This is a genomic window from Aureimonas flava, from assembly GCF_003583935.1.
GTDB lineage: Bacteria > Pseudomonadota > Alphaproteobacteria > Rhizobiales > Rhizobiaceae > Aureimonas > Aureimonas flava.
This window is the reverse complement of the sequence record NZ_QYRN01000002.1, coordinates 416,790-431,340: the sequence shown is the minus strand read 5'-3', so window position 1 is coordinate 431,340 and position 14,551 is coordinate 416,790. Positions and strand designations below refer to the sequence as shown.

The 14,551-nt window shown below is 73.7% G+C and carries 10 protein-coding genes; 6 read left to right on the top strand and 4 right to left on the bottom strand.

Annotated elements, in window-relative coordinates; genetic code table 11:
- Nucleotides 1-15: 15 nt before the first annotated feature.
- The 3 genes from D3218_RS05175 (at nt 16) to D3218_RS05165 (ending at nt 4,262) form a co-directional block, all read left to right on the top strand.
- Complete coding sequence (locus D3218_RS05175) at nt 16-828, top strand: potassium channel family protein (protein WP_119538821.1); 813 nt, start codon at nt 16-18, stop codon at nt 826-828.
- Nucleotides 829-1,417: 589 nt separating this feature from the next.
- Nucleotides 1,418-2,662: a sensor domain-containing phosphodiesterase gene (locus D3218_RS05170; protein WP_119538820.1), complete on the top strand. Its 1,245-nt coding sequence runs from the start codon at nt 1,418-1,420 to the stop codon at nt 2,660-2,662.
- A gap of 124 nt (nt 2,663-2,786) precedes the next feature.
- Nucleotides 2,787-4,262: a mannitol dehydrogenase family protein gene (locus D3218_RS05165; protein ID WP_168990415.1), complete on the top strand. Its 1,476-nt coding sequence runs from the start codon at nt 2,787-2,789 to the stop codon at nt 4,260-4,262.
- A 4-nt stretch (nt 4,263-4,266) separates the two neighbouring features.
- Here the strand turns inward: D3218_RS05165 and D3218_RS05160 are convergent, their stop codons facing one another.
- Nucleotides 4,267-4,968, bottom strand: coding sequence for an SDR family oxidoreductase (locus tag D3218_RS05160; protein ID WP_119538819.1), 702 nt, complete (start codon nt 4,966-4,968; stop codon nt 4,267-4,269).
- A 184-nt stretch (nt 4,969-5,152) separates the two neighbouring features.
- On the opposite strand from D3218_RS05160, the gene D3218_RS05155 reads away from it, so the two are divergent.
- Together D3218_RS05155 and D3218_RS05150 are read left to right on the top strand one after the other, a co-directional pair.
- On the top strand, nt 5,153-6,655 hold the full coding sequence (locus tag D3218_RS05155) for an ATPase domain-containing protein (protein WP_119538818.1): 1,503 nt from the start codon (nt 5,153-5,155) through the stop codon (nt 6,653-6,655).
- Entirely contained in the window at nt 6,648-8,732 is a 2,085-nt protein-coding gene (locus D3218_RS05150) for a PAS domain-containing protein (RefSeq protein ID WP_245414923.1), read from the top strand. The genes D3218_RS05155 and D3218_RS05150 overlap by 8 nt, the downstream gene beginning before the upstream one ends.
- A gap of 43 nt (nt 8,733-8,775) precedes the next feature.
- Here the strand turns inward: D3218_RS05150 and D3218_RS05145 are convergent, their stop codons facing one another.
- Nucleotides 8,776-9,150: a hypothetical protein gene (locus tag D3218_RS05145; protein ID WP_119538817.1), complete on the bottom strand. Its 375-nt coding sequence runs from the start codon at nt 9,148-9,150 to the stop codon at nt 8,776-8,778.
- A 257-nt stretch (nt 9,151-9,407) separates the two neighbouring features.
- Here D3218_RS05145 and D3218_RS05140 point away from each other — a divergent pair, with 257 nt between their 5' ends.
- Nucleotides 9,408-10,226 carry an SH3 domain-containing protein gene (locus D3218_RS05140; protein WP_119538816.1) on the top strand — a complete coding sequence of 273 codons (819 nt, stop codon included), beginning with the start codon at nt 9,408-9,410 and terminating at the stop codon, nt 10,224-10,226.
- 12 nt (nt 10,227-10,238) lie between these two features.
- Here D3218_RS05140 and D3218_RS05135 read toward each other — a convergent pair whose 3' ends face one another.
- Nucleotides 10,239-11,165 (bottom strand): response regulator transcription factor, encoded by a 927-nt coding sequence (locus D3218_RS05135; protein ID WP_119538815.1) that lies wholly within the window; start codon nt 11,163-11,165, stop codon nt 10,239-10,241.
- The gene (locus D3218_RS05130; RefSeq protein WP_119538814.1) at nt 11,158-14,550 is read right to left on the bottom strand and encodes a hybrid sensor histidine kinase/response regulator; all 3,393 of its coding nucleotides are present in this window, start codon (nt 14,548-14,550) and stop codon (nt 11,158-11,160) included. The genes D3218_RS05135 and D3218_RS05130 overlap by 8 nt, the downstream gene beginning before the upstream one ends.
- Between the last annotated feature and the right edge of the window lies 1 nt (nt 14,551).

Below are 14,551 nucleotides of genomic sequence, written 5' to 3'. Positions count from 1 at the left end.
TCCAGTTTAGGGCGGATGGACGCGTCCCCCGCCCCCACCCCGCCCGTGCCTCCGCCGGGGCGCTTCGCGCTCTTCCGGCGACGGCTCGACTTCCTGTACCACGCCGACCATCCGTCGGCGGTGCGCTTCCAGGGCTGGGTGGCGATCGTCGACCTCGTCATCATCGCCTTCTTCGTGATGGCGCCGGTGCTGCAGGAAAAGCGCTACTTCCTGTGGCTCGACTACTCGCTGGCGGCCTTGCTGGCGCTCGATTTCGGCGCGCGCGCCCTTGCGGCCCCGAACCTGAAGGTCTGGGCGCGGCGGCCGGTGATCTGGGTCGACGCCCTGATCCTGATGACGCTGCTCCTGCCGAGCCTGTTCTTCAACCTCGGCTTCCTGCGCATCCTCCGGCTGTGGACCCTGTCGCGCAAGGACGTCCTGTGGCGCTCGCTGCGCCGCCGGGGATGGCAGAAATGGGAGGAGGCGGGGCGGGCGATGATCAACCTCCTGACCTGCCTGTTCCTGGCCACGGGCTTCATCTACACCGCCTTCGTACGCGAGGGCTCGGGCATCGAGGGCTATATCGACGCCCTGTACTTCACCGTGGCGACCATGACCACGACCGGCTTCGGCGACGTCACCCTTCCGGGCCCCGGGGGCAAGCTGACCTCCGTGGTGGTGATGATCGTCGGCATCTCGCTGTTCGTGCGCCTCGCGCAGACGGTGTTCCGCCCCTACAAGGTGTTCTTTCCCTGCCCGGCTTGCGCGCTGGAGCGCCACGAGCCGGACGCGGTCCACTGCAAGGCCTGCGGCCACATCCTGGCGATCCCGGACGACGGCAACGCGTGAGGCGGCCGTGCGGGCGCCCCGCGCCGGCCGCCGTGGTCGCCGGCCGGCCCCGGTGCGCACCCACGTGACGCAGCGGAGCGTTCCGCTGACCGTCCACGGGCGCCGGCTGGTGATCGGCGAACCGCCGCCCAGGCGGTGACCACGCGATCCCTGACAAACGACGCCTACGGTCATGCGGTGGCGAATGGCCGGCGGGTGGTCGCGGACCCGCGGACCCGGAGCGTGATCGAGGTCCGCGACCGGGGATCGCCCTCAAGGGATCGCCGGCATCCGCCGCGGATCGCGCGCCCGCGGTCTCGCCGACCCCCTTGAAACGGGGCGGGCGCCCGCCCATCTGTCCCTCAGGCGCCGCGTCCCGGTTTCGGTCGATGCGCCGCCGAAAGTCCGGCCTTTCGTCCGACCACGGATGTACTGGCGAGGTGTTGGGCCGGATCGCCATTCCCTGGAATGGACGCGGAGCCGTCGGGAGCCCCCGGCGGCTTTTTCGCGTCCGCGACAGACCGTCTCGGGGCTTGCACCGTCCTGCAACCTTTCCACTTAGTCACATAACCTACAGGCGAAATCGGCACGTCGAGGTCGGTGGCTCACCATGCAGCGCCAGGAATCGGGTCACCCGTCGGACGGCCTTCTCGACATCCGCGACATGCTGCGCCTCGTGCGGCACAATCTCGGGCTCGACGTCGCCTTCATCGGCGAGTTCGCGGGCGGGCGGCGGATCTTCCGCGTGGTGGACTCGGACGCGCCCGGCGCGGTGCGCGAAGGCGGCTCGGACCCGCTGGCGGGAAGCTACTGCGCCGGCGTGGCGGAGGGGCGCCTGCCCGCGCTGATCCCCGACACCGCCGCCGTGCCGGAGGCGCGGTGCCTGGCGGCGACCCAGACCCTGCCCGTGGGCGCCCATCTCAGCGTGCCGATCCGCCTGTCGAACGGCGCGGTCTACGGCACGTTCTGCTGCTTCGGCCATGCGCCCGATCATTCGCTCAACGAGCGCGACCTTGCCATGCTGCGCATCTTCGCGGGGCTCGTGGCGCAGCGCATCGACCGCGACCTCCAGGCCGAGAGCCTCGACGTCGCTCGGCGCAGCCGCGTCCTGACGCTCCTGGCGGAGGGCGGCCCGCGGATCGTGTTCCAGCCGGTGTTCCTTCTCGACGGGCTCGTGCCCGCCGGCTCGGAGGCGCTGTCGCGCTTTCCCGACGACCGCGCGGTGGAGACGTGGTTCGCGGACGCGGCGAGGACCGGGCTCCAGGTGGAGCTCGAGCACCGGGCGATCGCCAACGCGCTGGCGGCGCATGCCCCGGTCTGGCGCCGCCACGCGGTGCAGCTCGGGCTCAACGCCTCGCCCACCGCGAGCCTCGATCCGGGCTTCGCGGCCCTGTTCGACGCCAGTCCCGCCGACCGGATCGTGCTGGAGCTGACCGAGCACGAGCGGATCGAAGACTACGGGGGCCTCCTGGCCGCTCTGGCGGGCCTTCGCGCACGCGGCATGCGGATCGCGGTGGACGACGTGGGCGCCGGCTATTCCAGCATGAGCCGCATCGTCGCCATCCGGCCCGACATCATCAAGCTCGACCGGAGCCTCGTGCGCGGCGTCGACACCGATCCGATGCGCGAGGCCCTGGCCACCGCGCTGATCGGCTTCGCCGACCAGTGCGGCTGCAAGGTGGTGGCGGAGGGCGTCGAGACGCAAGGCGAGCTCGCGCTCCTGTCGCGGCTGAGGGTGCAGGCGTTCCAGGGATACCTGCTCGCCGGCCCGATGGACGTGGAGGCGCTGGAGGCGTTGCTGGCGCGCGGGGGGCCGCCCGCGCGCCGGCCCACGCTCGTGCCGTCCGGCGGCTGAGCGCTCGCGCGGCTCGATTGACAGCCCGGCACGGGGCGACGATGAAGCGGACAGCCGATTCGGGCACCGGCGACCGGGGCCCGTCCGAGCGTGCGTCCCGTTTCGTTTCGCCAAGGATTCGCCCGTGACCCAACGCCTGTCCTCCGCCGCCCTGCCCGCGCTGCCCGCCGACGTCGCGCGTCCGCCCTACGACCGGGACGCCGTGCGCATCGGGATCGTGCATCTCGGGCTCGGCGCCTTTCACCGCGCGCACCAGGCTGTGGCGACCGAGGCGGTGCTGGCGGGCGGCGACCACGCCTGGGGCATCGCCGGCGTCTCGCTGCGCAGCCCCGACACGCGCGACGCGCTCGAGCCCCAGGACGGGCTCTACACGGTGGCGGTGCGCTCGGGCGAGGGCGACCGGTTCCAGGTGGTCGGCGCCATCCTGCGCCAGCTCGTGGCGCCCGAGGACCCGGAGGCGGTGCTGGCTCTGATGGCGGCGCCCACCACGCGCATCGTCTCGCTGACCGTCACGGAGAAGGGCTACTGCCACCTTCCCGCCACGGGCGAGCTCGACCGCGACCATCCCGACATCGTCCACGACCTCGCCAACCCGCATGCGCCGCGCTCGGCGCCCGGCTTCCTGGTGGAGGCGCTGCACCGCCGGCGCGAGCGGGGCCTGCCGCCCTTCACCGTCCTGTCCTGCGACAACCTTCCGGCCAACGGCGAGACGGCGCGGCGCGTGGTGTCCGCCTTCGCCGAGCTGCGCGGGGCGGCGCTCGGCGGCTTCGTCGCGCGCGAGGTGCCCTTTCCCTCGACCATGGTGGACCGCATCGTGCCGGCCACCACCGACGCCGACCGGGCGCTGGTGGCGGGCGCGCTCGGGCGCGAGGACGCCTGGCCGGTGATGACCGAGCCCTTCTCGCAATGGGTGATCGAGGACCGGTTCGCCGACGGGCGGCCGGACTGGACCGTGGGCGGGGCGCGCTTCGTCGCCGACGTCGAGCCCTTCGAGCTGATGAAGCTGCGCCTCCTCAACGGCTCGCACTCGACGCTCGCCTATCTCGGCTACCTCGCCGGCCACGAGACCGTGTCGCAGGCCATGGCCGACGAGCCCTTCGCCGCGCTGCTCGCCGGGATGATGAGCCAGGAGATCGCGCCCACCCTGCCGCCGCTGTTCGGCTTCGACCTCGCCGCCTACCGCGCCGAGCTCCTCGAGCGCTTCCGCAACCCGGCGCTGCGCCACCGCACCTGGCAGATCGCCATGGACGGCTCGCAGAAGGTGCCGCAGCGCCTGCTCGGCACGATCCGCGACCGGCTGCGGGCGGGCGAGCCGTTCGAGCGGCTGGCTCTCGGCCTGGCCGGCTGGATCCGCTACGCCGGCGGGCGCGACGAGCGGGGCGGGACGATCGACGTGCGCGATCCGATGGCCGCGCGGCTGCGCGCGCTGACCGACGGCGCGGGCGAGGACCCGGCGCGCCTCGTCGACGCCTTCCTGACGGTTCAGGACGTGTTCGGCGACGACTTGCCGGCCGACCCGCGCTTCCGCCGGGCGGTGACCGAGGCGCTCGGCCGGCTGCTCGCCGTGGGCTCTGCCGCCGCCGTCGCCGAGCGCGCCTGACCGGTCAGACCGATCGCGTCAGCCCGCCGTCGACCCGGATGTTCTGGCCGGTGATGTAGCCGGCCCCCTCCGACACCAGGAAGGCGATCGTGGCGGCGATCTCCGCGGTGGTGCCGTAGCGCCGCATCGGCACGCTGTCGCGGCGCTCGTCCGTGCCCGGCAGGCTGTCGATCCAGCCGGGCAGGACGTTGTTCATCCGCACGTTGCGGGGCGCCATCTCGTCGGCGAAGAGCTTGGTGAAGGCGGCGAGCCCCGCGCGGAACACCGCCGATGTCGGAAACAGCGGGCTCGGCTCGAAGGCCCAGGCGGTGGACACGTTGACGATCGCCCCACCGCCGCCCTCGGCCATCACCGGCGCCACGAGCCGCGCGGGCCGCACGACGTTGAGGAAGTAGGTGTCGAGGCCGCGATGCCAGTCCTCGTCGGTGATCGCGAGGATCGGCGCGCGCGGGCCGTGGCCGGCGCTGTTGACCAGCGCGTCGACCCGGCCCCAGCGCGCCATCGCCCCGTCCAGGAGGCGCCCGAGATCCTCGACCCGCTGGTTCGAGCCGGTGACGCCGAAGCCGCCGAGCGCCTCGGCCAGCGCCTCGCCCTTGCCGGAAGAGGAGAGGATGGCGACCTTGAACCCGTCCGCGGCGAGCCGCCGCGCCGCCGCCGCGCCCATGCCGCTGCCCCCCGCCGTCACCAGCGCCACCCTGCCTGTCATCGTCCCGACCCTTCCCGCCGGCCGCGCGGTTTGTCGCAGCCCCCGCCCGGCCGATCGTGCCACGGGCCGTGCCGCCATGGCCAGGGCGTGCAAAGGCGTTGCGCCGCCGGGGGCGCGCGGCTAGTCAATATCGAGCGGACCCTCGCGGCCGCCGAGCGACCCACCGAGTTCGAGAGTGCCTCCGATGCGCGCGACTTCCGATCGGACCTCGTCCGGCAATGCCGAACTCGACCAGATCCTGAACGGCGGCCTGCCGTCCGGCCGCCTGTATCTCCTGGAGGGCGCGCCGGGCTCGGGCAAGACGACGCTGGCCCTGCGCTTCCTCCTGGACGGCGCGGCGCGGGGCGAGCGCTGCCTCTACGTGACCCTTTCGGAGACGCGCGAGGAGCTTCTGGCGGTCGCCGCCTCGCACGGGTTCGACCTCTCGGGCGTCGACATCTTCGAGTTGTCCTCGGCCGAGGCGGTGCTGGGCGAAGGCCGCGAGCAGTCCATCCTCCATTCCTGGGAGGTGGAGCTCGGCGGCATGATCCAGCTCATCCAGAACGAGGTGGAACGGGTGGCCCCGAGCCGCGTCGTGTTCGACAGCCTGTCCGAGATGCGCCTGCTCGCCCAGGACGCCCTGCGCTACCGCCGGCAGGTGCTGCTGCTCAAGCAGTTCTTCGCCCCGCGCGCGACCACCGTGCTCCTGATCGACGACCTGACGGCGGGCGAGGAGGGGCGGCGCGACACCCACCTGCACAGCCTGTGCCACGGCGTCGTGACGCTGGAGCGCGTCACCCTGGATTTCGGCCCGGCGCGCCGCAGGCTCCAGGTGCAGAAGATGCGCGGGGTCGACTTCGTCGCCGGCTACCACGACTTCACCATCGGACGCGGCGGCCTGCAGGTGTTCCCCCGCCTCGTCGCCGCCGACCACCACGTTCCCTTCGTGGGCGATCCGTTGCCCAGCGGCATCCCCGAGCTCGACGCGCTGCTGCTCGGCGGCCCCTTGCGCGGCACCAGCACGCTGATCACCGGCCCGGCCGGCACCGGCAAGACCACGATGGCGCTGCAATATGTCGACGCCGCCTGCCGGCGCGGCGAGCCCTGCACGATCTACGAGTTCGACGAGCGCATCGGCACCATGATGGTGCGCGCCGCCGCCATGGGGCTCGAGCTCGCCGCCCATGTGGAGCGCGGCCTGCTGCGCATCGTCCAGATCGACCCGGCCGAGATCGCGCCGGGCGAGTTCGCCTGGAGCGTCCGGCGCGAGGTCGAGGAGCGCGGCTGCCGCCTCCTGGTGATCGACAGCCTCAACGGCTACCTCGCCGCCATGCCGCAGGAGCAGCAGCTGATCCTGCAGATCCACGAGCTTCTGTCCTACCTCAACCAGCGCGGCGTCGGCACCTTCCTGATCAACCCGCAGCACGGGCTGGTCGGGTCCATGATCCCCGGCTCGCTCAACGTCTCCTATCTCTCCGACACGGTGATCCTGATCCGCTTCTTCGAGGCGCAGGGGCGCATCCGCAAGGCGGTCTCGGTCCTGAAGAACCGCAGCGGCCCGCACGAGGAGGCGATCCGCGAGCTGCGGATCGACGGCGAGGGCGTGCGCGTGGGGGCCCCGCTCGCCGAGTTCCGCGGCATCCTCACCGGGACGCCCGAATACTCCGGCGAGACCGGGCCTCTGATGGAAGACCGGACGCGTGCATAGGCGGGCGGCGCAAGGCTTCGAGATCCTGGTCTGCGCCCCGTTCGGGCGCGACGCCGAGAGCATGGGCGAGCTGCTGGCGCGCGAGGGCTACCGGGCCGAGGTCTGCACCGACCTGCGGGCGCTCGCGGCCCGCGTCGCGGGCGAGGGCGGCGAGGCGGTGGGGCTGATCCTCGCGACGCAGGAGGCGCTGGAGCTCGGCTTCGACGCGCTGGCGCGCGCGCTCCGGCTCCAGCCCGAATGGTCCGACATCCCGATCATGGTGCTGGCCGCCCGCCGCACGGGGCGTGACGACGCGATCGTCGGCCTGCGCCACCGCCTGCCCGAGACCGTTACCAACGTGATGATCCTCGAGCGCCCGCTCGGCGCGGAGTCCCTCGTCAGCTCCATCGCCTCGTCCATGCGCGCGCGCCAGAAGCAGTTCGAGATGCGCGACCGCCTGCGCGACCTGACCGCCAGCCGCGAGGCGCTGGCGGCCAGCGAGCGCGAGCTGCGGCTCGTCACCGATTCGCTGCCCGTGCTGATCGCTTTCGTGGACCGCGAACTGGTCTACCGCTTCGCCAACCGGGCCTACGAGGACTGGTTCGGCCGGGGGGCGGGGAGCGTGATCGGGCACACGATCCCCGACATCCTCGGCCCGGGGCAGTTCGCCACGCGCCGCGAGGCCGTGACGCAGGCGCTGGCGGGCGAGCCGGTGCGCCTGGAGACGCGGCTCGCCATGCCCGGTCGCACCGACCGCCTGGCCGAGATCCGCTACCTGCCGCGCCGCGACGCGGCGGGGCGGGTCGACGGGTTCCACATCTTCGTGCTCGACGTCACCGCCCAGAAGCGGATGGAGACCGAGCTGCGCGAGGCCGCCGCCATGCTGGAGGCGCGCGTCGCCGAGCGCACGGAGGCGCTGTCGGCCGAGATGACGCGGCGCGAGGGCGCCGAGGAGGCGCTGCGCCAGTCGCAGAAGATGGAGGCGATCGGCCAGCTCACCGGCGGCATCGCGCACGACTTCAACAACATGCTGGCCGGCGTCATCGGCTCGCTCGACCTGATGCGTCGGCGCATCGAGACGGGCGACACGCAGGCCCTGGAGCGCTACCGCACCAACGCCATGCAGGCGGCCCAGCGCGCGGCGACGCTGACCGCGCGCCTCCTCGCCTTCGGCCGCCGCCAGTCGCTCGACCTCAAGGCGCTCGACCTCAACACGGTGGTGCGCGAGATGGAGGAGCTCCTGCGCCGGACGCTGGGCGAGAACATCGCCATCCGCACCGTGCTCGGCCCCGAGCCGCTGGTGGCGCGCACCGACGTCAGCCAGCTCGAGAACTCGCTGCTCAACCTCGCGATCAACGCCCGCGACGCCATGCCCGAGGGCGGGCGGCTGACCATCACGGCGCGGCGGGCAGGCCCGGAGGAGGCGGGCGCCGCCTTGCGCGCCGGGCCGTTCGCGGTGCTGGAAGTCGCCGACACCGGGTCGGGCATGTCGCCCGAAACGCTGGCCAAGGCCTTCGAGCCCTTCTTCACAACCAAGCCGCTCGGCCAGGGCACCGGGCTCGGCCTGTCGCAGATCTACGGCTTCGCCCGCCAGTCCGGCGGCCACGTGGCGATCGAGAGCCGCGAGGGCAAGGGCACCACGATCCGCCTGCTGCTGCCCGCCGAGCCGGGGGACGTGGCGTCGGAAGCCGCAGCCGCGCCGGGCGAGGCGCCGGCCGGCCAGGGCGAGACGGTGCTGGTGGTGGAGGACGAGGGCCTCGTCCGCATGCTGATCGTCGACGTGCTCGCCGATCTCGGCTACCAGCCGATCGAGGCGGTGGACGCGGCCATGGCGCTGCCGATCCTGGAATCGGCGGCCCGGATCGACCTCCTGGTCACCGATGTCGGCCTGCCGGGCATGAACGGGCGTCAGCTCGCCGAGGTGGCGCGGCGCCTGCGGCCGGAGCTGAAGATCCTGTTCGTCACGGGCTACGCCGAATCGGCCTCCGTGCGCGGGGCGTTCCTGGGCGAGAACATGGACCTGATCGCCAAGCCCTTCGAATACGAGGCGCTGGGCGCCAAGGTGCGCGAGATGATCCTCGGGGGACCCGCCGCCTGAGGCGGCGGGGCGGGCCGCAAGGGCCCGCCCCGCCCCACGCGGCTCAGCAGTTGGCGGCGATGCCCTGCGCGTCGTTGGCCGAGCGCGCGGTCCGGCAGGCGGCGTCGCGCGTCAGGTCGTTGAGGCCCTGCTTGGCCGATTCGATCGCCTGGCCGGTGGCCTCTTGGGCGCGCTGCAGCGCCGGCGCGGCAGCGTCGCGCGCCTCGTTGGCGGCGGCCCCGATCGCCTCGCCCGTCTCGCGCCCGGCCTCGCCGATCGCATCCACGGCTTCGCGCGCCTGCGTGCGCGCCGGGTCCGCCGGCGCCGTCGCGGTGGTGGCGGGGGCCGGGGCGGTGGCCGCCGGCGTCGAGGGCGCATCGTCGCCGCAGGCGGCCAGCGCCAGCGTCGCGGCAAGGGCCCAGGGCGTCAGCTTGTTCATCGGTTCGATCCTTGTTCGAGGCCGCCGGCGCGGCACGTATCGGCCCGAAAGGTGCGTCGCCCGGTCGGCGTTTCAAGGGCCGCCCGTCGTCCCCGTGCCGACGGCGTCTCGCGGCGCCCGGGAAAATCACCGCGTCGAATCAGGGGTTTGCGACGCGACACGGCGAATGCGCGGGGCCGCGCTCGCGAAATGTTCACCATCCGTCCACCTTCGCCCGCTAGGTCTAGGGCACGTTCCAGCGAAGGGGGAGCCGCGCGATGGCCCAGCGAAAGCCTCGATCCCGAAAGGCCGCCGCGCCGCGCCGCGGCGCCGCCCGGCACCGGGTCGGCCCGCTCTGGTGGGGCGCCGGCCTGCTGGCGCTCGGCTGGATCGCGCTCGACGCCAATCGGCCCATGATGGAGCGCCACGTGCCCCAGCTCGCGATGCTGCGCCTGCCCTGGGACGCCGCCGAGACGCCGCCCGCGCGCCAGCCCGCCGCACCCCGGCGCGTCGCCGCGGTGCCCGACCCGGCCCGCGCGGCCGCGCGGCCGGCGGAGCCACGCCAGATCGAACCGAGGAAGGCCGAACCGCGGCAGGCCGCCGTTCCGGCGCGGACCGCCGTGCCGGACGCCCGGCCGCCGCGCCCGGTCCCGGCATCGGCATCGGCATCGGCTCCGGCGCAGGGTCAGGCACCGGCCCCGGCATCGGCCTCGACGCCCGCATCGCCCCCGCCTGCCGCGTCGGCGGCCCCCGCCGGCGCGCATCTGGTGACGCGCGCGCCGGTGCCGCTGCGCCGGGCGCCCCGGGCGGGCGCGCCGGTGTGGATGGTGCTGGACCCCGGCCGGCCCTTGCGCGTCACGCGCCGGGAGGGCGGCTTCGCGCGGGTGGAGTCGGGCATCTTCACCGGCTGGGTGGACGCGTCGGTGCTGCCGGCGCCGGCGACGCGCGAGACCCCGCGCCCGTCCGCGCAGCCGGCTCCGCGCGCCGCCATGCCGACGCTGGCGGCGGCCGCCGCGCGGCCCGCCGCGCCCGTGCCGGTCGCCGGAGTTCCTGGCGCTGGGGTTCCTGGCGCCGGGGCTCCCGCCGCCGGGCGCTGACCGGGCGCGCGATCAGCGCTCGCCGAGCGTGCGCATCACCAGGAACGTCGCCGAGGCGCGGTTCTCGACGCCCAGCTTGGCGAACACCACCTCCAGGTGCTTGTTCACCGTGCGCGGGCTCAGCGACAGGATCTCGGCGATGTCGCGGTTGGACTTGCCGCGCGCCAGCCAGACCACGACGTCGGCTTCGCGCGCGGTGAGTTGGAAGCGCTCGCGCAGGAGCGCCTCCTCGGCCGTGGCGTCCTCGACGCTGAGGCGGAACAGGTGCTCGCCCTCGGCCACCTTGCCCACGAAGGACAGGGCGACGCTGCGGCCGGCCTCCGGGGGCTGCGCCCAGCCGCCGGCGGGCGCGCGGGCCGGGTCCGCCCCGGCGGCGAGCCAGTCGCGCACGGGGGCGGGAAGGGCGGGGCCCTCCGCGCCCGGCGCCGTGCCCAGAAGCCGCCCCGCCTGGGGCGTCGCCCACAGGACCCGGCCCTCGCCGCTGGTGGCGAACAGGAAGCGGCCGGTGGTGTCGAGGGCCGCGCGGGCGCTGTGCGCGGCGCGGGCGCTGGCGAGGTGGACGCGGATGCGCGCCAGCAGCTCGTCCGGCACGATCGGCTTCACCACGTAGTCGACGCCGCCGGCCTCCAGGCCGCGCACCACGTGCTCGGTGTCGTTGAGGCCGGTCATGAAGACCACCGGCACGTGGCGCAGCGCCGGGTCCGCCTTGAGCCGGCGCGTCGTCTCGAACCCGTCGATGCCCGGCATCACCGCGTCCATCAGCACGATGTCCGGGGTGATCTCGGCGGCGATGGCGAGCGCCTGGCTTCCCTCCAGCGCCACCAGCACGGTGGCGCCCGTGGCCTCGATCGCGTCGGTCAGGAGGCGCAGCGTGTCGGGCGAATCGTCCACCACCAGCACGATGTGGCTCTCGCCGCCGGGCGCGTCGCCCTCACGCATCGCCGGCCTCCAGGATCGCCACGAAGCCGGGCCAGTCGAACTCGCGCGCCGGGGCGCGCATGAGGGCCACGAAGCCGGCGAGCGCCGGGTCCTCCGCCTCGAGCGCGGCGAGCTTGCGCTCGATGCCCTTGGCGAAGCCGATCCGCCCGAGACGGCGCAGCTCGGCCATGTCGGCCTCGCTCGGGCGGGCGGGCGCGCCCGCCGCGACGGGCGGCTCGGGCGGGGCGGCGTCCTCGCGCGTCCAATCCAGCGCCAGCGCGCGGCCGATCGCCGACAGCAGCGTCCTGAGGTCCACGGGCTTGGGCAGGGCGGCGCCGATGCCGGGGTCGTCCTCCGCCTCGCCGCCGGGCGCCGGCATCTCGGCGAGCGTCGCCGACAGCATCAGGATCGCCCCTTCCTGGCCCTCGCCGCGCAGCCGCCGCGCCAGCGCCCAGCCGTCCATGCCGGGCATATGGATGTCGAGCAGGAAGAGGTCGGGCCGGATCTCGGCGACGAGGCGCAGGGCCGTCGGCCCGTCGGCGGCGGTGAGCACGATGAAGCCGAGCGGGCGCAGCACCTCCACCATCAGGTCGCGGTGGACCTCGTCGTCGTCCGCCACCAGGATCGTGCGCCGCGGGCCGCCGTAGCCGCGCACCGGCGCGTCGGGCGCCTCGGGCTCGGGCGCCGCGCCGCCGGGCCGCCGGGCGGGCCGCGGCGGGGCGGCCGACAGGAGCACGCGCACCTCGAAGCGGCTGCCCCCGCCCGGCCCGCTCGTCATCGCCACGTCGCCGCCCATCAGGCTGGCGAGGAGCCGCGTGATCGTGAGGCCGAGCCCGAGGCCGGGCACCTTGCCCCGCGCCGCGTCGCCCCGCTCGAAGGGCTCGAAGATGCGCGCCGCCTCGGCCTCGGCGATGCCGGGCCCGGTGTCGGTCACCGACAGGATCGCGACCTGGCTGCGATAGGCGACCTCGAAGGTCACCGACCCGCGTTCGGTGTACTTCACCGCGTTGGTCAGGAGGTTGATCAGGATCTGGCGCAGCCGCTTCTCGTCGGTGCGCACCACCTCGGGCAGGGCGGCCGGCTTCAGGAAGCGGAACTCCAGCCCCTTGGCCTCGGCCTGGAGGCGGACCATGTCGACGATCTGGGCGAGGAAGTCGTCGAGGCGCACGTCGGAGCGCTGCAGCGTGAGGCGGCCGGTCTCGATGCGCGAGATGTCGAGGATGCCGTCGATCAGGCCCGACAGGTGCTCGGCCGAGCGCCGGATGGTGCGGATGCCGCCCGCCTTCTCGCGCGGGATCGCGGCGTCGCCCTCCAGGAGCTGGGCGTAGCCGAGCACGGCGTTGAGCGGCGTGCGCAGCTCGTGGCTCATGCCCACCACGTAGCGGCTCTTGGCCAGGCTCGCCGCCTCGGCCCGCTCCTTGGCGGCCTGGAGCGCGGCGTCGGTGCGCCGGTGGGCCGCGATCTCCTTCAGGAGCAGGCTGGTCTGGCGGGCCGATTCCTCCTGCGCGACGCGCCGCGATTCCTGCGCCAGCACCACGAACCAGGTGGCGATGCCGGCGACGATGAGCAGGATGAAGAAGGCCGCCCAGAGCGCGGCGGCGATGGTCTCCGTGTCCTCCGGGCTCGCCAGGGTCGCCTGGTAGTAGATCAGGCCGAGCACCAGCGACAGGACGGCGGCCAGCAGCGAGAAGCCGCCGAGATAGCGGCCGGTCCGCGAATCGATGCGCCGCAGGAGCCGCCGGGGCAGGGTGGCGCGCGCGAGGCCCTCGGCCTGGGCGGCGAAGCGCGCGTGCGGCTTGCACAGGTCGTGGCAGCGCGCGTCGAGCGAGCAGCAGAGCGAGCAGATCGGCGCCGCGTAGGCCGGGCAGTAGGCCATGTCCTCGGGCTCGAACGGATGCTCGCAGACCCGGCAGGCGATGGCCGCGCGCCGGGCCCATTCGGCGCGTCCCCGCCGGGCGAGATAGAAGCGGCCGCCGGTCGCCCAGGCGATCGCCGGCGCCGCGGCCAGCGCGGTGCCGAGCGCCACGAAGGCGGAGAGCGCCTGCGCCGCCTCGCCGAGCGCGCCCGAGAAGGCCACCAGCGACACGAGCGTCGCCAGCCCCATCGCGCCGAGGCCCACCGGGTTCAGGTCGTGGAGATGGGCGCGCTTGAACTCGATGCCGGGCGGCGACAGGCCGAGCGGCTTGTTGATCGCCAGGTCCGCCACGATCGCCCCGAGCCAGGCCACGGCGACGTTGGCGAACAGGCCGAAGGTCGCCTCCAGCGCGCGGTAGATGCCGAGCTCCATCAGGAGCAGCGCGATCGCGACGTTGAACACCAGCCACACCACGCGGCCGGGATGGGAGTGGGTGAGGCGCGAGAAGAAGTTCGACCAGGCGAGCGAGCCCGCGTAGGCGTTCATCACGTTGATCTTGAGCTGGCTCACCACCACGAAGGCGGCGGTCAGAAGCAGCACCGCCGCGCCCTGCGGAAGGACGAAGCCGAAGGCGGTCCGGTACATGTAGGCGGGCTCGGCCGCGTGCTCGGGCGACACGCCGTGCCGCAGCGCCAGCACCGTCAGGAACGAGCCGAACAGGAGCTTGGGCGCGCCCAGCACGATCCAACCCGGGCCGGCGGCGAACAGGGAGAACCACCAGTTCCAGCCCCGCCGCGCGCCGTTGCCGGGCAGGAAGCGCAGGATGTCCACCTGCTCGCCGATCTGGGGCATCAGCGCCAGGATCACCGAGGCCGCCGCGCCGAACTGCAGGAGGTCGAATCCGTGCCCCGCCTGCCCGTCGAGGCCCGGAAAGGCGACCCAGGCCTCCACCGAGCCCCAGTCCTGAAGGAGGATGAAGCCGACCGGCAGGAGGTTCAGCCCGATCCACAGCGGCTGAGTCCAGAGCTGGAAGCGGCTGATCCAGGTGACGCCGTGGGTGACGAGCGGGATCACCACCACGGCCGAGACGATGTAGCCGATCCACAGCGGCAGGCCGAAGGCGAGCTCGAGCGCCGCGGTCATGATCGAGGCCTCCACCGCGAACAGGATGAAGGTGAAGCTCGCGTAGATCAGCGAGGTGACCGTGGAGCCGATGTAGCCGAAGCCGGCGCCGCGCGTCAGGAGGTCGATGTCGACGCCGTGTCGCGCGGCGTAGACGCTGATCGGGATGCCGGTCAGGAACAGGACCACGGTGGCCGCCAGGATCGCGGCCACGGCGTTGGCGAAGCCGAACGACAGGGTGATCGCCCCGCCCACCGCCTCCAGCGCCAGGAAGGAGATCGCGCCGATCGCGGTCTGCGAGACCCGCGCGGCGGTCCAGCGCCGGGCGGACTTCGCGGTGAAGCGCAGCGCGTAGTCCTCGAGCGTCTGGTTGGCGACCCAGCGATTGTATTCGCGCCGGACGGGAAGGATGCGCTGGCGCCCGTTCATG